The following is an 18200-nucleotide window of genomic DNA, read 5'->3' on the forward strand; positions in this document are numbered from 1 at the left end:
CGCTGGGCTAAGGTGTAAAGACATCCTGGCCCATCGAGTCCCCATGCGTTTTCTCGCCCGCACCCACCCTCGCCTGTCCGCTGCCGCTCTGGTTGGCCTTGCCACTGGCCTGCTGATCCCTGCCGACTCCATCGTCAGCAAAATCCTCATCGGCTGGAATGCCGGCGTCTGGACTTACCTGATCCTGATGTTCTGGCTGGCCACTCGGGCCAAGGCACCGGACGTCAAACGCATCGCCGTCGTTGAAGACGAGAACGCCGGACTGGTGCTGTTCGTGGTGTGTATCGCAGCGTTGGCAAGCCTGGCCGCCATCACCCTGGAACTGGCCGGCACCAAGGATCTGGATACCCATCGCAAACTTCTGCATTACGCGTTCACCGCCGTCACCGTGGTGGGTTCGTGGCTGGTGATCGGGGTGATCTTCTGTGTGCACTATGCGCGCCTGTTTTACACCTGGGACGGCAAGGAACCGGCCTTGCGTTTTGCCGAAGGCCTGACCACGCCCAATTACTGGGACTTTCTGTATTTCTCGTTCACCATCGGCGTGGCGGTGCAGACTGCCGATGTCGGCGTTGCTACTCGCGATATTCGCAAGATCGTGTTGGCGCAATCGTTGATTGGATTTGTGTTCAATACGGCGATTCTGGGGTTTTCGATCAATATTGCTGCCGGCCTGTTTGGCTGAGCTTTGCGCAGATACTTCTGTAACGCTGAGCACCGCCCGTCGGCGCCAAGTTGAAGTACCACGCGCATTCACTTGACGGAGCGTCGGCTTCTGGTGTTTCCTGAAACCGGTTTCAGCGCCATCGCGGCGCACGAAACGAATAAATCCAATAATAGGTTTCAGACCATGAACGACTTCTCCGCCGCCCAGCGCAGCCGCGTGACCATGCTTGATGTTGCCGAACGCGCCGGCGTGTCCAAGGCCAGCGTCTCGCGCTTTATCGGCGACGACCGCGCCCTGCTCTCCGATGCCATCGCCTCGCGTATCGAGCAGGCGATCAGCGAGCTGGGTTATCGCCCGAACCAGATGGCCCGTGGCCTCAAACGTGGGCGCACCCGCCTGATCGGCATGCTGGTGGCCGATATCCGCAACCCTTATTCGATTGCCGTGATGCACGGGGTGGAAACCGCCTGCCGTGCGCACGGCTACAGCCTGGTGGTGTGCAACACCGACCGTGATGACGAACAGGAACGCCAGCACCTGGCGCTGTTGCGCTCGTACAACATCGAAGGGCTGATCGTGAACACCCTTGGCCACCACCGTGACGAACTCCACGAACTGCACCGGGAAATGCCGCTGGTGCTGGTGGATCGCAAGGTCGATGGCCTCGACAGCGACATGCTCGGGCTGAACAACCCGCAGGCGGTCGAGATGGCCCTGACGCACCTTGAGCAGCGCGGCTATCGCGATGTGTTGCTGGTGACTGAGCCTTTTGACGGCACCAGTTCGCGGATCGAGCGGGTCAGCAGTTTTCAGCAGCAGATGGCCCAGCGTTCCGGGCTGACCGGGGCGGTGCTGGAAACCGGCGCAGAACTTGCCACTCAACTTCAGCACTTCTTGAAGCAACCGGCGAATGGGCCGAAAGCGCTGTTCTGCGCCAATGGCGTGGCAGCGTTGGCCTGCACCCTCGCCTTGCGCGAAATCGGTTGCCGATTGTTCGAGGATGTCGGGCTGATTGCCCTGGATGATCTGGATTGGTACCCGTTGGTCGGCAGCGGGATTACCGCCCTCGCTCAGCCCACAGCCGAGATTGGCGCGCGGGCGTTTGAGTGTTTGCTCAAGCGTTTGCGGGGGGATGTCGAGGTAGCGCGCAGAGTGGATTTTGCGCCGGTGCTGGTTGAGCGCGGGTCTACCCGAGGATCTTTGCGGTGACTGTTATGGCGCCATCGCGAGCAGGCTCACTCCTACAGGGGGAGCGCATTCCAAATGTAGGAGTGAGCCTGCTCGCGATGGCGCCCGAACGCCCGACGAAGATCAATCAGATTTTTTTGAACAAAAATGAAACCGGTTTCAGAGGTAGATAACAATGAATAAACCTGCCGTTTCCATCAGCCTGTCCAGCTACGGCGCCGAGCTTGTGCGCCAACGCGGGCAGGACTTCTTCATCGATGTGCTGGCCGCTGCCGGCGCTGATCGCATCGAGTGGCGCGAAGAGTTGCTGACCCGCGAAGTGCCCGAGCAACTGCACGCCGCCGCCCGGGCGCAGGGCCTGCAAAGCATTTATTCGTCGCCCAGCGAACTGTGGCTCGCCGGTCAGGCGCGGCCCAATCCCGAGTTGATCAGCGCCCTGCAACATGCAGAGGCGTTTGGCTCGAAATGGCTGAAGGTCTCGCTCGGTTACTTCACCGACAACTGTGATTTGCAGGTGCTGAAACAACTGCTGGGCAACAGTCCGGTGCAGTTGCTGGTGGAAAACGATCAGACCTTGCATGGCGGCCGCATCGAGCCGTTCCAGCGTTTTTTCGCGGCGGTCGAGCAGCATGATTTGCCGATCAAGATGACCTTCGACATCGGCAACTGGCAGTGGCAGGACCAGTCCGCCGCCAACGCCGCGCGCCTGCTCGGACGCCACGTCGGCTACGTGCATTGCAAAGCGGTAGCGCGCCGCGCCGACGGCAAACTGGTCGCCGTGCCACCGGCCGTCAGCGACCTGCATTTGTGGGAACAACTGCTGCGGCACATGGCCCAAGGCGTCATGCGTGCCGCCGAATACCCATTGCAGGGCGATGACCTGGTGGCACTGACTACCGAGCACGTCGCCGCCCTCGCCTGCCTCGGCCAATCGCGTCTGGAGCCTGCCCATGTCTGACATCGATATTCTGTCGTTCGGCGAAACCATGGCGATGCTGGTCGCCGAGCAGACCGGTGATCTGGCTGCGGTCGAGCACTTTCACAAACGCATTGCCGGCGCCGACAGCAACGTGGCGATCGGCTTGTCGCGCCTGGGTTTCAATGTGGCGTGGCTGAGCCGGGTCGGCAGCGATTCCCTCGGACGGTTTGTGGTCGAGACCTTGATCAAGGAAGGTCTGGATTGCAGCCATGTCGCGGTCGATCACCAGCACCCGACCGGTTTCCAGTTCAAGTCGCGTAACGACGACGGCAGCGACCCGCAAGTCGAGTATTTCCGCCGTGGCTCGGCGGCGAGTCATTTGTCCGTGCAGTCGATCAGCGACACCTTGCTCGGCGCCCGTCACCTGCACGCCACCGGAATTCCGCCGGCGCTGTCGGCAACCGCCCGGGAAATGTCGTTCGAGCTGATGACACGCATGCGCCATGCCGGGCGCAGCGTGTCGTTCGACCCCAACTTGCGCCCGAGCCTGTGGGCCTCTGAGCAAGAAATGATCCGCGAGATCAACCGCCTCGCCGCCCTCGCCCATTGGGTGCTGCCGGGGTTGAGCGAAGGACGGCTGCTGACCGGGTTCGAAGATCCGGCGGACATCGCCGCGTTTTATCTCGATCAGGGTGCCGAAGCCGTAGCGATCAAGCTTGGGCCACAGGGTGCCTATTACCGCACGCAACTGGATCAGGGGTTTGTCGCCGGGGTGCCGGTGGCCAACGTGGTCGACACCGTGGGTGCGGGTGATGGCTTTGCGGTCGGCATGATCAGTGCCCTGCTTGAGCATCAGAGTTTTGCCGAGGCGGTGCAACGCGCGAACTGGATTGGCAGTCGGGCGGTGCAGAGTCGCGGGGACATGGAGGGGTTGCCGACCCGGCCCGAACTCGTCGCTGAATTCGAGGCCGCTGATCGCGAGCAGGCTCACTCCTACATTGGATCTCCGCCAGTCACAGCTGCAGCGGCAAACACATAACCCTTGTAGGAGTGAGCCTGCTCGCGATGAGGCCCGCTCAGACAACCAATTCATTGAACCTGCTGCGACAAAAACAACAAGCTCAGGAGCAACACCATGAAAACCGCAACCCTCGCCGCCCGCCGCTGGTGGTACATCATGCCCATCGTGTTCATCACCTACAGCCTGGCGTATCTGGATCGCGCCAACTACGGCTTCGCCGCCGCGTCCGGTATGGCCGCGGACCTGATGATCACCCCGGGCCTGTCTTCATTGCTCGGTGCGCTGTTCTTCCTCGGCTACTTTTTCTTCCAGGTGCCGGGGGCGATCTACGCGCAAAAGCACAGCGTGAAAAAGCTGATCTTCTTCAGCCTGATTTTCTGGGGCGGCCTCGCCACCCTGACCGGGGTGGTGTCCAACGCTTACTGGCTGATCGTGATCCGCTTCATGCTCGGCGTGGTCGAAGCCGCAGTGATGCCGGCGATGCTGGTCTACCTGTGCCACTGGTTCACCCGTGCCGAGCGCTCGCGAGCCAACACCTTTCTGATCCTCGGCAACCCGGTAACGATGCTGTGGATGTCGGTGGTTTCGGGCTATCTGGTGCAGCACTTCAGCTGGCGCTGGATGTTCATCATCGAAGGTTTGCCGGCGGTGCTCTGGGCGTTTATCTGGTGGAAACTGGCCGACGATCGTCCCGCTCATGCCAAGTGGTTGAGCGAGCAGGAAAAGCATGACCTGGAAAGCGCCCTTGCCGCCGAACAGGTCGGGATCAAAGCGGTGAAGAACTACGCCGAAGCCTTCCGTTCGCCAAAGGTGATCATTCTGGCGCTGCAGTTTTTCTGCTGGAGCATCGGCGTCTACGGCTTCGTGCTGTGGCTGCCGTCGATCCTCAAGGCCGGTGCACAAATGGACATGATCGAGGCCGGCTGGCTGTCGGCGCTGCCGTATCTGGCGGCGGTGATTGGCATGCTCGCGGTGTCGTGGGGCTCGGACAAACTGCAGAAGCGCAAACGCTTCGTCTGGCCGCCACTGCTGATCGCCTCCGTCGCGTTCTACGGTTCCTACGCCCTGGGCGCGGAACATTTCTGGTGGTCTTACACGCTGCTGGTGATCGCCGGCGCCTGCATGTACGCGCCTTACGGGCCGTTCTTCGCCATCGTTCCGGAGATCCTTCCGGCCAACGTTGCCGGCGGCGCGATGGCGCTGATCAACAGCATGGGCGCGCTGGGCTCGTTCGGCGGCTCGTATCTGGTCGGCTATCTGAACAGCTCCACCGGTTCGCCCGGTGCTTCGTACTTGCTGATGAGCGGCGCGTTGCTGCTGTCGGTGGTGCTGACGATTTTTCTCAAGCCCGGCGCCAGTGATCGCGTCGTGGCCAAAGCCGTAGTCACGCGTCCCGTGCCGGCGCATTCCTGAAGAGATTTTTGCTCATGAAAAAGCAAGTCGTGCTGTACAAGAAACTCTCGCCGGCGCTGATGTCGCGTCTGCAGCAACAGTGTGAAGTGACGCTGATCGAAAGCCTCGACGCCGACGGCTTGATGAAACTGCGCGACGCCCTGCCCGGCGCGCACGGTTTGCTCGGCGCCAGCCTGAAACTCGACGCCGCGCTGCTCGATCTGGCGCCACAACTTGAGGCGATTGCCAGCGTCTCGGTGGGTGTCGACAACTATGACATCGACTACCTGACCCGGCGCAAGATCCTCCTCAGCAACACCCCGGACGTGCTCACCGAAACCACCGCCGACACCGGTTTCGCCCTGATCCTCGCCACCGCCCGGCGCGTGGTCGAGCTGGCGAATATGGTGCGCAGTGGCCAATGGCATCGCAACATAGGCCCGACGCATTTCGGCACCGATGTGCACAGCAAGACCCTGGGCATCATCGGCATGGGCCGCATCGGCGAGGCGTTGGCCCAGCGTGGACATTTCGGTTTTGGCATGCCGGTGCTTTACCACAGTCAGTCGCGAAAACCGGCGGTCGAGGCGCGCTTTGACGCGCAGTACCGTAGCCTTGAGGCGCTACTGCAAGAGGCGGATTTCATCTGCCTGACCCTGCCGCTGACCGCGCAGACCGAAGGCCTGATCGGCGCCGAGCAGTTTGCGCTGATGCGCCCCGAGAGCATCTTCATCAATATCTCGCGGGGCAAAGTGGTGGATGAAGCGGCGCTGATCGACACGTTGCGCCATCAGCGGATTCGCGCAGCGGGGCTGGATGTGTTCGAGCGTGAACCGCTGAATCATGATTCGCCGTTGTTGCAGCTGAATAATGTGGTGGCAACGCCGCACATGGGTTCGGCGACGCATGAGACGCGGGAGGCGATGGCCAGGTGTGCGGTGGACAATCTGCTGGCGGCTCTGGCTGGGGAGAAGCCGGTGAATCTGGTGAATCCGTCGGCTTGGCAGGGCTGAAAAATGCGCTGAATGGCAGATTGCATTCGCGAGCAAGCCCGCTCCCACAGGGTTCGGTGTGTACAGAAAATTTGTGTGCAACCCCCATCCACTGTGGGAGCGGGCTTGCTCGCGAAGGCGGACGACCAGTCGACATAGATGTTGAATGACATACCGCTTTCGCGAGCAAGCTCGCTCCCACAGGGGATTGGGTAAAGTTGCGTAATTGGCGGAAGGCAGCCGGAGTCGAACCTGCCCGGGAACGGATGCCGTCCCCAACCGGGTTTGAAGCCCGGCCGCGCCACCGGGCGCGATTGCCTTCCTTTGAACTCAGGGTGCGTCGGCACTGGCCAGCGCGTTGTCGTGGCGGATCATCCGGGATTCGCCGATGCGCCGGGTCAGGCCGAGGCGGTCGAAGTATTCCAGGTACTGAATACAGCGTTTGCGTCCCAAGCCTAGCGCATCCCGGAAGGTTGTCACCTGGATCGACGGATTTTCCTGTGCCAGTTGCAACAGAATGTCGGCCATACGCCGCAGTTGCCCGTCAGGCAGAAACAGATCGCGCACCACTTGGTGCATCAGCCCCAGGCGCGCCAGTTTGCGCAGCAGCAGGCGCACCACGGCATCTTCCGTACCGAGCACTGTGGCGACGGCGCGCACCCACGGCGGATCAAACCCGGCCTGTTCGAACAGCGGTTGCATGCGCTGCCACAGGGTTTGGTCTTCAGCATTCAAACGCACCTGATGATCCGGCAGATGCAACCACGGCCCGCTGGCGTTGATCGATCCGGCGGCGCGCAGTTCTTCCAGCAGGCTGCCAAAGGTCGAGCGCTCCAGCGCCAGACCACTGAAGCGTCGCAGGCGATCGCGATCCGGTCCCATCTGGTCCGGTTCCAGCTCGTGCAATTTCGCCAACTGCTGCAACAGGGTGAACTTCAACTGACCCCAGCGCTGCACGTTGAACAGCACCGGCCCTTGGCGGGTGTCGATCAAGCGCACGTTGGCCGGTAGTGCCCAGTGTTCACGCGGGCGATTGAACTGACGCTCCAGACGCTGCGGATCGAGGCCGCCAGCGCTGTGGTCGAGCAGCAGCGGCAGCGCCTGTTCAAGACTGTCGCCGCTGACCAGCGCCTGCAGTTGTGCCAGCCGGTCCGGGCTGCGGCGTTGTCGGGCCGGGGCGAACGGGTCGAGCACCTGACCGCCACCGAGGGTGCGTTGCGCGCTCTGGTCACGCAGGATCAGGCGATCGCCCTTCACCGCGTGGACCGGGGCGTTGATCAGCAATTGCGCGAACATGCGCTGACCGGGGCTCAAGCGCGAACCTTCGAGCAACGCCACACGGGCGATGACGTCCTGAGTGCCGAGATGTACATGCACCGGGTGAAAATGTTCGAACGTGCGCTCGCCGGGCAGCAGTTGAAACTCGATATCGAGCCGTTGCGTCGGTGCGTGCAGCCACTCCGCCACCAGCCATTGGCCGCGATGGATCTGCTCCAGGGTCAATCGATCGCCACTGATATTCAGTGCCACCCGTTGCCCGGCGAAGGCCTGTTCGGCGGGCTGATTTTGCGCGTGCAGGCCTCGCACCCGCACCGATTTTCCGGACGGCCCGAGGACCAGTTTGTCCCCGACAGAAACCGTCCCCGACAATGCCGTGCCAGTCACCACAATCCCGGCGCCCGCCACACTGAATGCGCGGTCGATGGCCAGGCGAAAACCACCATCGCGACTGCGCTCATGCACTTCACGTTGAATCTGCAGCAATGTCTGGTGCAGTTCATCGACACCCTGCCCGGTCACGCTCGACACGGTCAGCGTCGGCGCATCGGCGAATGGCCCGGCTTCGAGCAAATCCAGAACCTGGCGCTGCACCTCTTCTACCCTGCCCGCTTCAACCCGATCGCATTTGGTGATCGCTACCAGCGCCCGGGGAATGCCCAGCAACTGGACAATCGCCAGATGCTCGCGGGTCTGCGGCATCACCCCGTCGTCCGCCGCCACCACCAGCAACACCAGATCGATGCCCTGCGCACCGGCGAGCATGTTGTGGGTGAACTTCTCGTGGCCCGGCACATCGATGAACCCGGTCAGCCCGGCACCGGCTTCCAGTTCCGCGTAGAGATAACCGAGGTCGATGGTCATCCCGCGCTCGCGCTCCTGCGGGCGGCGGTCGCCGGCTTGCCCGGTCAGCGCTTGCAGCAGCGAAGTCTTGCCGTGGTCGATGTGCCCGGCGGTGCCGACGATCACGACTCGACCTGCAACTGCGGCAACTGCGCCAGCCACGCCGGTTCATCGTCGAGCTGCCGCAGATCGAGCCACAGCGCATCGTCGTCAATGCGCCCGAGCACCGGGATCGGCAACTGGCGCAATGCCGCTTCCAGATTCAGCAGACAACGCCCGCGCATGCGTTTCGACACCTGCGGGCGCAGACACAGCGCCGCACTCGGCAACCGCGCCACCGGTTGGCTGCCGCTGCCGATCATGCCCAAGGTCTGCACGGCGCTGACCTGCCAGGGTTCGCCCAAGGCTTCAGCCATCGCCGGTTGCAAACGGCAAGCCTGGCCGAGGATGTCGGCTTGCGGGCGAGTCAGCAGGCGCAAACTCGGCAGACGTTCGGCGAGACGATCCGGATCGCGATACAGGCCCAGCACTGCCTCCAGCGCCGCCAGGGTCAACTTGTCGACCCGCAAGGCGCGCTTCAACGGATTCTTCTTGATCTTCGCGATCAGCTCTTTGCGCCCGACAATCAACCCGGCCTGCGGCCCGCCGAGCAATTTGTCGCCGCTGAAGGTGACGATGTCCGCGCCATCAAGCAGCGCCTGCCTTACCGTCGGTTCCGCTGGCAGCCCCCAACGGGTCAAGTCCAGCAGACTGCCGCTGCCCAGATCCTCCAGCAGCGGCAAGCCGTGCCGATGGGCCAGCTCGGCCAGTTCGGCGGTGGGCACCCGGGCGGTAAAGCCTTCGATGCTGTAGTTGCTCGCATGCACGCGCATGATCAAGCCGCTGCGCGGGCTGATCGCCGCTTCGTAGTCGCGGGCGTGGGTACGGTTGGTGGTGCCGACTTCGTGCAGACGCACACCGGCGCGGGCCATGATGTCGGGAATGCGGAACGCGCCGCCGATCTCGATCAGCTCGCCACGGGAAATGATGCCTTCCTTGCGCGCACCAAGGCTGTTCAGGGTCAGGAGCACCGCAGCGGCATTGTTGTTGACCACGGTGACGGCTTCAGCGCCGGTCAGTTCGCGGATCAGGCCTTCGATCAGCTCATCGCGATCACCGCGTTTGCCACTGGCCAGATCGAATTCCAGATTAAGCGGATAACGTGCGGCCATCTGCACCGCGTCGATGGCTTCGTCCGGCAGCAAGGCGCGGCCCAGATTGGTGTGCAGCACCGTGCCGGTCAGGTTGAACACCCGCCGCACGTTGCTGCGCTGTTGCTGCGCCAGACGCTCGCCAACCCGCCCGGCGAGCACGTCGGGGCTGATTTCGACGGCTGACAATTGGCCGTTCAACACGCTGAAACGCAACTCATCAAGCAACTGACGCAAACTGGCCAGCAACGACTCACGCCCGTAACGCTCGGCCAACAGCAGGCAGGCCGGGTGACGCAACAAACCATCAATGGAAGGCAACCGCAGGGCAACGCTCGAAGACATCAGCCACTCCCGAAAACAAGACTCTCCGGCATAACCTGACGCAACGCGTCTAAATACAGCACACCGGCCCCCAATTGTGGGAGCGGGCTTGCTCGCGAATGCGGTGAGTCGTCACAAATAATCTGACTGACACGGCCCCTTCGGGAGCAAGCCCCTCTCACAAGTTTTTCAGGAGTGTAGACGCTCTGGTCATTCGTCTCCCGGCGCCAGCAACAGATTCGGTGCCAGACGCTGATAACCGTCCTGCGCCAGACGCATGTCTAGCAGCAGGCTGGTGAGGTCAGCCGACAACGCTTCGCCTTCGGCATCGTTCTCCAGATAGACCAGTTTCAGGTAGCTGTTGCAGCCCGGGCAAACCTCCGCCCGAATCGGCGCCTGATTGGCCGCATGCCGATCATCCTCAAGACTCAGGTAATCCAGGCCTTTGCTCGACTCGCAATACACGCACTTGACCCGCACCACGTGCCATTCGCAGGCGCACAACGAACACACCAGATAGCGCAGACCGTTGTGTTTGCCACGATGGCGGATCACCCCGGCCATCGCTGGCGAACCGCAACCCGGGCACTGGCTGAGACTGTCGCCGGGTTTCAGTTGCAGGTTCGGGGCGCTGAGCAGCCAATGGCTCCACGCCGCTTGCAGGCCAGCGCCGAGAAACGGCACCAGCGCCGCCGGCACCATTGAATACTGGCCGCTGACCAGCGCCACGGCCCACGCACGCAACTGCCCGGCGCTGGCGCCGCGTAATGTGGCGAGCGCTTCGACTACGGCGGGTTGATCGGGCGCCACATAACGTTGCAACAAAGCACCCAGATAAGCCTGCCAGCCCTCTTCGCGCACCAATGTGTCGGCGGCGAACGGCGGTAAGCCATGTTGCTGACAGGCTTCGATCCTTTGCTGATCAAACGGTGCCGTCAGCGGTGGATCGTCGAAAACCTGCTGCTGAGCCCGGCACAATCCGGCGATCAGACGCAGGTAATCGGCCAGCGGATGCCCCTGAGCCAATTGCTCCAGACGCTGGGCGCGCAAGGTGAAAAGGTTGTTCGGTGGCAGGTGCAGAAACGGCGGCGAGCTGGCCGCCGCTTCGATTTCCCCGGGTTCAAGAATGGTTGCCAAAGGTCAGCCCTTTTTGGTGATCGGTCGCTCCGGCACGTCCGGATTGCGTTCATCGCGGGTGATCTCGCGATACCAGAGTTCGTGGTGTTTCCTCGCCCAGGCGCGGCTGACCCAGCCATGCAGCATCGCGTCCACCGAGCCCTTGATCCACAGGCCCGCGTAGATGTGAATGATGATGCTCAGCACCAGAATGAACCCGGCCAGCGCATGCAACAGCATCGCCCAGCGAATCACGGTGATGCCGAAATACGCACTGAACCAGGCGCGCCAGATCACGAGCCCGGTAAACAGCAACCCGAGCATGCACAGCAGTAAAGTCCAGAACAGCAGCTTTTGCCCAGCGTTGTACTTGCCCACTGGCGGTACGCTTTCTTCGTCGTTGACCAACACCCGATCAATGCGGCGCATCCACTTGCCGTCGTTGCTTATGAAGAAGTTGGCCCGCCAGAAACTCAGCACCAGACCGAGGAACAACACTAACATCGCTATTCCCATGTACGGATGCAGAATCCGCGTCCACGGCCCGCCGCCGAACAGGTTGGTCAGCCAGAACATCGATGGATGAAACAACGCCAGTCCCGACAGCCCGGCCATGAAGAACAGAATCGCCACCAGCCAGTGATTGGTGCGCTGGTTGGCGGTGTAGCGCAGGATCGTCTTGTTGCTCATGGCCGGTCCTCCCCACGTGGATCGAAGGTGTGCACCGCCGGGTCGACAACATGCACCGAAGTATCCGGCGGCGTCGGATGTTCATCTTCCTCGACGCGATTCGGCCCGATACGCACGTAATGGAAGAACCCGGCCAGCACCGCCGCGCCCATCGCCAGCAGGCCCAAGGGTTTGCTGATGCCTTTCCACAAGCCCACCAGCGGACTGATGGCCGGCGCCTCCGGCAACCCGGCGTAGATCTTCGGCGTGTCGGCGTGGTGCAACACGTACATCACGTGGGTGCCGCCGACGCCTTCCGGGTCGTACAGACCGGCGTTGTCGAAGCCACGGCTTTTTAAATCGACGATGCGTTCGGCGGCATGTTCCTTCATGTCTTCCTTGGTGCCGAAGACGATGGCCCCGGTCGGACAGGTTTTCACGCAGGCCGGCTCCAGCCCTACCGCGACGCGGTCGGAACACAAGGTGCATTTGTAGGCCTTGTGATCCTTCTGCGAGATGCGCGGAATGTTGAACGGGCAACCGGTGATGCAGTAACCGCAGCCGATGCAGTGATCCTGATCGAAATCGACGATGCCGTTGGCGTGCTTGATGATCGCCCCGGGACTCGGGCATGCCGCCAGGCAACCCGGCTCGGCACAATGCATGCAGCCGTCCTTGCGGATCAGCCACTCGAGGTTGCCGGCGTCGGTTTCGTGTTCGGTGAAACGCATCAAGGTCCAGGTTTCTGCGCTCAGATCCTGCGGGTTGTCGTAGGTGCCGTGGTTGTGGCCGACCTCGTCGCGCAGCTCGTTCCATTCCGAGCAGGCGACCTGGCAGGCCTTGCAGCCAATGCATTTGGTGGTGTCGATCAGCTTGGCCACCGCCTCCTGATTCCTCACCGAAGGCGGCACCGTGGTGGTGGCCGAGCGGGCAATGATGTCTTGGCTGGCCATTTACAGTTTCTCCACGTTGACCAGGAATGACTTGGATTCCGGGGTCTGTGTGTTGCCATCGCCGAGGAACGGCACCAGGGTGTTGGTCAGGTAACCGTGGCGCGTCTGACCGGTGAATCCCCAGTGCAGCGGGATGCCGATCTGATGCACCACCTGGCCGTTGACCTGCAGCGGCCGGATGCGTTTGGTCACCACCGCCACCGCCTCGATGAACCCGCGCTTGCAACTGACCCGCACCCGATCTCCCGCCGCAATGCCTTTCTCCTTCGCCAACACTTCGCCGATCTCGACGAACTGCTCGGGCTGGGCAATCGCATTCAACTTGCAATGCTTGCTCCAGAAGTGGAAGTGCTCGGTCAACCGGTAACTGGTGCCGGCGTACGGGAAATCCTTGGCTTCGCCGAGGCTTTCCCAGACCGAATCGAAGATCCGCGCCGCCGGATTGCTGATGGCTTTCTTGTTTTGCGGGTGCAGCGGGTTGATGCCGATCGGCGTTTCGAACGGCTCGTAGTGCTCGGGGAATGGCCCTTCGTTCATCTTGTCGACGGCGAAGAACCGCGCCACGCCTTCCGGGTTCATGATGAACGGGTTCATCCCGGCTTCCGGCGGCACATCGGCCTTGTAGTCCGGCACATCGGTGCCGCCCCAGGCCTTGCCGTTCCACCATACGAGGCGCTTTTTCGGATCCCACGGTTTGCCGGCGACGTCCGCCGAAGCGCGGTTGTAGAGGATCCGCCGGTTGGCCGGCCACGCCCAGGCCCAGCCCTGATGCTGATGCATGCCATACGGGTCGGCATTGTCACGTCGGGCCATCTGGTTACCGGCCTCGGTCCAACTGCCGGCGAAGATCCAGCAACCGGACGCGGTGCTGCCGTCATCCTTGAGCAGACCGAACCCGGCCAGTTGCGAACCGGCTTTGACCACCACGCCGCTGGCATCGGTGAAGTCGGCCATGGCGCTACCGTTGATTTCCTTGGCCAGCTCCTCCGGCGATGGCTCGTCGGGGATCTTGTACGGCCACGACAGGTTCAGCAGTGGATCGGGGAACTTGCCGCCCTCGGCCTGATAACGCTTGCGCAGACGCAGGAACAGTTCGCTCATGATGCGAATGTCGGTCTGCGCTTCGCCGGGGCCATCTGCGCCTTTCCAGTGCCATTGCAGCCAGCGACTGCTGTTGACCAGCGAGCCGTCCTCCTCGGCAAAGCAAGTGGTCGGCAGGCGAATCACTTCGGTCTGGATCTCGGCGCTTTTCACATCGTTGTACGGCCCGACGTTCTGCCAGAACTCCGAGGTTTCGGTGGCCAGCGGATCCATTACCACCAGCCATTTGAGCTTGGCCAGTGCGCCCATCACCCGGTTTTTGTCCGGCAGCGCAGCGATCGGATTGAAGCCTTGGCAGAAGTAGCCGTTGACCTTGCCCTGGCTCATCAGGTCGAACATCTTCAGGACGTCGTAATTCGGGATATCCAGTTTCGGCAGGTAATCGTAATTCCAGTTGTTCTCCAGCGTGGCGTTGGCGCCGTACCAGGACTTCATCAGGCTGACGTGGAATTTGCTGTAGTTCTGCCAGTAGGACAGTTGCCCCGGACGCAATGGCACTTGTGTGCGTTTTTTAATGAACGCGGGGTAGTCCTGCTCGGCGTCACTGCCCAAAGTCAGATAGCCCGGCAACGCGTTGGACAACAACCCGAGGTCGGTCAGGCCCTGAATGTTCGAGTGCCCACGCAAGGCATTGACACCGCCGCCGGGCATGCCGACGTTACCCAGCAGCAGTTGCACCATCGCCGCGCTGCGAATGATCTGCGCGCCGATCGAGTGTTGCGTCCAGCCGAGCGCATACAGGATGGTCATGGTCTTGCCCGGCGTGGAGCACGTGGCAATCTCATCCCAGATTTTCTGCATGGCATCGACCGGCATCCCACAGATCTGGCTCGCCAGTTCAATGTTGTAGCGGCTGTAATGCTGCTTCATCAATTGATAGACGCAGCGCGGATCCTGCAGGGTCGGGTCGACTTTGACGAAGCCGTCCTCGCCCAGCTCGTAACCCCAGCCGGATTTGTCGGTGTAGCTGCGTTTGGCCGCGTCATAGCCGCTGAAGATGCCGTCCTCAAAGCCATAACCGGCTTTGACGATGAACGAGACGTCGGTGTAGTTGCGCACGTATTCGTGCTGGATCTTGTCCTGAGTCAGCAGGTAATTGATCAATCCGCCCATGAAGGCGATGTCGGTACCGGTGCGGATCGGCGCGTAATAGTCGGCCACCGAAGCGGTCCGGGTAAAACGCGGGTCGACCACGATCAGCCGGGCAGCGTTATGCGCCTTGGCCTCGGTCACCCATTTGAAGCCGCAGGGATGCGCTTCTGCTGCGTTGCCACCCATCACCAGGATCAGATTCGCGTTGGCGATATCGGTCCAGGTGTTGGTCATGGCTCCACGGCCGTACGTCGGGGCAAGACTTGCCACCGTCGGGCCGTGTCAGACACGCGCCTGGTTATCGAACCCCAGCATGCCAAGACTGCGAATCACCTTCTGGGTGATGTAACCGGCTTCGTTGGACGCTGCCGACGCGGCGAGGAACCCGGTGGTCAGCCAGCGATTCACCGTTTGCCCGCTGTCGTTCTTCTCGATGAAGTTGGCGTCACGGTCGGCCTTCATCAGGTCGGCGATGCGATCCAGCGCCTCGTCCCAACTGATGCGGGTCCATTCGCTGCTGCCGGGTTTGCGCGTTTGCGGATACTGCAAGCGGCCCGGGCTGTGAATGAAGTCCAGCAGGCCCGCGCCTTTCGGGCACAGGGTGCCGCGGTTGACCGGGTGGTCGGCGTCGCCCTCGATGTGAATGATATTTTGCGCGACGTTCTTCGAGGTATCGCCCTGGCTGTACATGATCAACCCGCAACCGACCGAGCAATACGGGCAGGTGTTGCGGGTTTCATGGGTGTGGGCAAGCTTGAAGTGGCGCACCTGCTCGGCGAAGGCCTGCGTCGGGGCCATGCCCAACGCGCCCAGGCTAGAGCCTGCAAGGCCGATACCGGCGACCTTGAAGAATTGACGACGGCTGAGATCCATCGTGCACTCCTGATCAGGTGGAACCCGGTACTTGAGCCGGGCTTTTTCTGGACAAACACGGTTACGGCAGAATGCCTGCCGGCTTTTTCACTGTAGACAATGACCACACACTCTGTGTGAAAACCGACCGTCGGCCGTTTGTCGGCTAACCCCATTCCTCCTGTAGGAGCTGCCGCAGGCTGCGATCTTTTGATTTTGGTTTTTTAAAACAAGATCAAAAGATCGCAGCCTTCGGCAGCTCCTACAGGGGTTCCGGGTTTATCATGACGCCCATGAACAACCCGCCTTCACGAGACCGCGCATGACTTTCGATTTTGATCAGGTATTCGACCGCCACCACACCGGCAGCACCAAGTGGAGCCGCTACCCGGCCGATGTGTTGCCGATGTGGGTCGCTGATATGGATTTCGCCGCGCCGCCGGTCATCATCGAGGCACTGCAGCAACGCCTGTTGCACCCCCTGGTGGGCTACAGCGTGGCGCAGGACAACCTGCGTGAAGCCATCGTCGCCGACCTGTGGAGCAAGTTCGCCTGGAAGGTGAAGCCGCAGGAGCTGATCTTCCTGCCGGGTGTTGAATCCGGTTTCAACATGGCTTTGAAAGCGCTGGTGCAGCCGCAGCAGAATGTTGTGGTGCAGGTGCCGAACTACCCGCCGCTGCGGCATGCACCGGGGCATTGGGGGCTGAACAAGGTCGAGCTGGAATTCGTCGCCCAGGCCGATGGCACTTATGCCACCCCACTGGAGAACCTGCGCGAATCGCTGAACGGTGGCGGCGCCCTGCTCCTGAGCAACCCGCACAACCCGATCGGCAAGGTGTTTGCCCGTGAGGAGCTGCAAGCCGTGGCCGACATCTGTGCGGCGCAGGACGCCTGGATCATCTCCGACGAGATCCACGCCGAGCTGTGCTTCGACGGCCGCGTGCACATTCCGACCGCATCTCTCAGCCCGGAAATCGCCAAACGTACGATCACCCTGATGTCGGCGAGCAAGGCCTACAACATCGCCGGCCTCAAGACCTCGTTCATGATCATCCAGGACGCCGCCCTGCGCGAGCGCGTCAACCACGCCCGTTGCGGCATGGTCGACAGCGTCAACCCGCTGGGCATGGAAGCCACCCGCGTCGCCTACAGCGAAGGTGCGCCGTGGCTGGCCGAACTGAAAACCTATCTGCAGGCCAACCGCGACTGGCTGGTGGATGCGGTGCGCAGCCGCTTGCCGGGCGTGACGATCAATGTGCCGCAGGGAACCTATCTGGCGTGGCTCGATTGCTCGGCGCTGGACCTGGACAATCCGCAGCAGTTCTTTCTTGAGCAGGCCAAAGTCGGCCTGAGCGCCGGGCTGGATTTTGGTGATCAGCACCAACAGTTCGTGCGCCTGAACTTCGGCTGCCCGCGGTCGTTGCTGGAAGAGGGCATCCGCCGCATGGAGCGAGCCCTGACCCAGCGCAATACCTGAATCCACAGTAGATCCCCCTGTGGGAGCGAGCTTGCTCGCGAATGCGGTGGTTCAGTCAACATTGATGTCGGCTGACACTCCGCCTTCGCGAGCAAGCTCGCTCCCACAGGGACATGCATTGTCATCGCCAAAAAATCCAGCGCAAATCCGATCGAACTCACGGCAAACCGTCCGGGTCAACCACCCATACTTGCCCTGAGAACCTCGGAGATTTGTGATGACCGACTATCCAAAACCACCCTTCCCCGCACAAGCCCAAGCCGTCCCCGGTGCGCAAAGCAAAATGCAGCCTTACCCCGATTGCGGCGAGCAAAGCTACGTCGGCTCCGGGCGGCTGGCCGGCAAGATTGCGCTGATCACCGGCGCCGACAGCGGCATTGGCCGCGCCGTGGCGATCGCCTTCGCCCGCGAAGGCGCAGATGTGGTGGTGGCCTATCTCAATGAGCATGACGATGCCAAAGAGACCGCGCGCTGGGTCGAACAGGCGGGCCGCCAGTGCCTGCTGCTGTCCGGCGACCTCGCGCACAAGGCCCATTGTCAGGAACTGGTGGACAAGACCGTCGAACGCTTCGGGCGTATCGACATTCTGGTGAACAACGCCGCGTTCCAGATGACCCACGAGACCTTCGAAGAAATCCCCGACGAAGAATGGGTGATGACCTTCGACGTCAACATCACGGCGATTTTCCGGTTGTGCCAGGCAGCGATCAAACACATGCGTCCCGGTGCCTCGATCATCAACACCAGCTCGGTCAACTCGGACATGCCCAAACCGACCCTGCTCGCCTACGCCACCACCAAGGGCGCGATCGCCAACTTCACCGGCGGTCTGGCGCAGATCCTCGGGCCGAAAGAGATCCGCGTGAACTGCGTGGCCCCCGGGCCGATCTGGACGCCACTGATCGTCTCGACCATGCCCGATGAAGAAGTGCAGAACTTCGGCGGCAACACCCCGCTCGGCCGCCCGGGGCAACCGGTGGAAGTGGCGCCGATTTACGTGCTGCTGGCCTCCGATGAAGCCAGTTACATCACCGGGCAGCGCTATGGCGTGACCGGCGGCAAGCCGATGCTCTGAGCGGCGCGAGAAAAACTGAACCTGGCGGCATGACGTCCCTCCATACCTTTA

13 protein-coding genes, 1 tRNA gene and 1 pseudogene are annotated in these 18200 nt (G+C 62.0%); 8 read left to right on the top strand and 7 right to left on the bottom strand.

The annotated features are described in order from the left end of the window. Positions 1-43 precede the first annotated feature (43 nt). The 6 genes and pseudogenes from CKW11_RS01810 (at position 44) to CKW11_RS01835 (ending at position 6200) form a co-directional block, all read left to right on the top strand. Positions 44-685, top strand: coding sequence for a DUF1345 domain-containing protein (locus tag CKW11_RS01810; RefSeq protein ID WP_095135918.1), 642 nt, complete (start codon positions 44-46; stop codon positions 683-685). Between the two features lie 165 nt (positions 686-850). After that, positions 851-1876 (top strand): LacI family DNA-binding transcriptional regulator, encoded by a 1026-nt coding sequence (locus tag CKW11_RS01815; protein WP_095136753.1) that lies wholly within the window; start codon positions 851-853, stop codon positions 1874-1876. 154 nt (positions 1877-2030) lie between these two features. Beyond that, entirely contained in the window at positions 2031-2813 is a 783-nt protein-coding gene (locus tag CKW11_RS01820; protein ID WP_095135920.1) for a sugar phosphate isomerase/epimerase, read from the top strand. Then, positions 2806-3813, top strand: coding sequence for a sugar kinase (locus CKW11_RS01825; protein ID WP_095135922.1), 1008 nt, complete (start codon positions 2806-2808; stop codon positions 3811-3813). Before CKW11_RS01820 ends, CKW11_RS01825 begins: the two co-directional genes overlap by 8 nt. Positions 3814-3909: 96 nt before the next feature. After that, positions 3910-5201, top strand: a pseudogene (locus CKW11_RS01830) (MFS transporter); the annotation flags it as partial. 21 nt (positions 5202-5222) lie between these two features. Beyond that, on the top strand, positions 5223-6200 hold the full coding sequence (locus CKW11_RS01835) for a D-glycerate dehydrogenase (RefSeq protein ID WP_095135926.1): 978 nt from the start codon (positions 5223-5225) through the stop codon (positions 6198-6200). A gap of 206 nt (positions 6201-6406) precedes the next feature. Here the strand turns inward: CKW11_RS01835 and CKW11_RS01840 are convergent. The 7 genes from CKW11_RS01840 to fdnG all read right to left on the bottom strand — a co-directional run bounded on the left by CKW11_RS01840 (position 6407) and on the right by fdnG (position 15618). Continuing rightward, positions 6407-6502: transfer RNA gene (locus CKW11_RS01840), tRNA-Sec, on the bottom strand. Between the two features lie 7 nt (positions 6503-6509). Next, entirely contained in the window at positions 6510-8426 is a 1917-nt protein-coding gene (selB, locus tag CKW11_RS01845) for a selenocysteine-specific translation elongation factor (RefSeq protein ID WP_095135928.1), read from the bottom strand. Further along, positions 8423-9835 carry an L-seryl-tRNA(Sec) selenium transferase gene (selA, locus tag CKW11_RS01850; RefSeq protein ID WP_095135930.1) on the bottom strand — a complete coding sequence of 471 codons (1413 nt, stop codon included), beginning with the start codon at positions 9833-9835 and terminating at the stop codon, positions 8423-8425. The genes selB and selA overlap by 4 nt, the downstream gene beginning before the upstream one ends. Before the next feature lie 189 nt (positions 9836-10024). Then, positions 10025-10951 carry a formate dehydrogenase accessory protein FdhE gene (gene fdhE, locus CKW11_RS01855; protein WP_095135932.1) on the bottom strand — a complete coding sequence of 309 codons (927 nt, stop codon included), beginning with the start codon at positions 10949-10951 and terminating at the stop codon, positions 10025-10027. Between the two features lie 3 nt (positions 10952-10954). Next, complete coding sequence (locus tag CKW11_RS01860) at positions 10955-11620, bottom strand: formate dehydrogenase subunit gamma (RefSeq protein WP_095135934.1); 666 nt, start codon at positions 11618-11620, stop codon at positions 10955-10957. After that, positions 11617-12552 (bottom strand): formate dehydrogenase subunit beta, encoded by a 936-nt coding sequence (gene fdxH, locus CKW11_RS01865; protein WP_095135936.1) that lies wholly within the window; start codon positions 12550-12552, stop codon positions 11617-11619. Before fdxH ends, CKW11_RS01860 begins: the two co-directional genes overlap by 4 nt. Beyond that, the gene (fdnG, locus tag CKW11_RS01870; RefSeq protein WP_143499879.1) at positions 12553-15618 is read right to left on the bottom strand and encodes a formate dehydrogenase-N subunit alpha; all 3066 of its coding nucleotides are present in this window, start codon (positions 15616-15618) and stop codon (positions 12553-12555) included. A 301-nt stretch (positions 15619-15919) separates the two neighbouring features. Here fdnG and CKW11_RS01880 point away from each other — a divergent pair, with 301 nt between their 5' ends. Both CKW11_RS01880 and CKW11_RS01885 read left to right on the top strand, forming a co-directional pair. After that, entirely contained in the window at positions 15920-17074 is a 1155-nt protein-coding gene (locus CKW11_RS01880) for a MalY/PatB family protein (protein WP_095135942.1), read from the top strand. Between the two features lie 217 nt (positions 17075-17291). Then, positions 17292-18149, top strand: a complete 858-nt coding sequence (locus CKW11_RS01885) for a glucose 1-dehydrogenase (protein ID WP_095135944.1) — start codon at positions 17292-17294, stop codon at positions 18147-18149. Positions 18150-18200 lie beyond the last annotated feature (51 nt).

This window comes from Pseudomonas sp. Irchel s3a10 (assembly GCF_900187525.1).
Lineage (GTDB): Bacteria > Pseudomonadota > Gammaproteobacteria > Pseudomonadales > Pseudomonadaceae > Aquipseudomonas > Aquipseudomonas koreensis_G.

What these genes read in the sequence shown, in the direction of transcription:
- CKW11_RS01885 (WP_095135944.1), top strand. Translation starts at nt 17,292, where the DNA reads ATGACCGACTATCCAAAACCACCCTTCCCCGCACAAGCCCAAGCCGTC.
- fdxH (WP_095135936.1), bottom strand. Translation starts at nt 12,552, where the DNA reads ATGGCCAGCCAAGACATCATTGCCCGCTCGGCCACCACCACGGTGCCG.
- CKW11_RS01820 (WP_095135920.1), top strand. Translation starts at nt 2,031, where the DNA reads ATGAATAAACCTGCCGTTTCCATCAGCCTGTCCAGCTACGGCGCCGAG.
- CKW11_RS01880 (WP_095135942.1), top strand. Translation starts at nt 15,920, where the DNA reads ATGACTTTCGATTTTGATCAGGTATTCGACCGCCACCACACCGGCAGC.
- CKW11_RS01810 (WP_095135918.1), top strand. Translation starts at nt 44, where the DNA reads ATGCGTTTTCTCGCCCGCACCCACCCTCGCCTGTCCGCTGCCGCTCTG.
- CKW11_RS01825 (WP_095135922.1), top strand. Translation starts at nt 2,806, where the DNA reads ATGTCTGACATCGATATTCTGTCGTTCGGCGAAACCATGGCGATGCTG.
- selA (WP_095135930.1), bottom strand. Translation starts at nt 9,835, where the DNA reads ATGTCTTCGAGCGTTGCCCTGCGGTTGCCTTCCATTGATGGTTTGTTG.
- CKW11_RS01860 (WP_095135934.1), bottom strand. Translation starts at nt 11,620, where the DNA reads ATGAGCAACAAGACGATCCTGCGCTACACCGCCAACCAGCGCACCAAT.
- CKW11_RS01835 (WP_095135926.1), top strand. Translation starts at nt 5,223, where the DNA reads ATGAAAAAGCAAGTCGTGCTGTACAAGAAACTCTCGCCGGCGCTGATG.
- CKW11_RS01815 (WP_095136753.1), top strand. Translation starts at nt 851, where the DNA reads ATGAACGACTTCTCCGCCGCCCAGCGCAGCCGCGTGACCATGCTTGAT.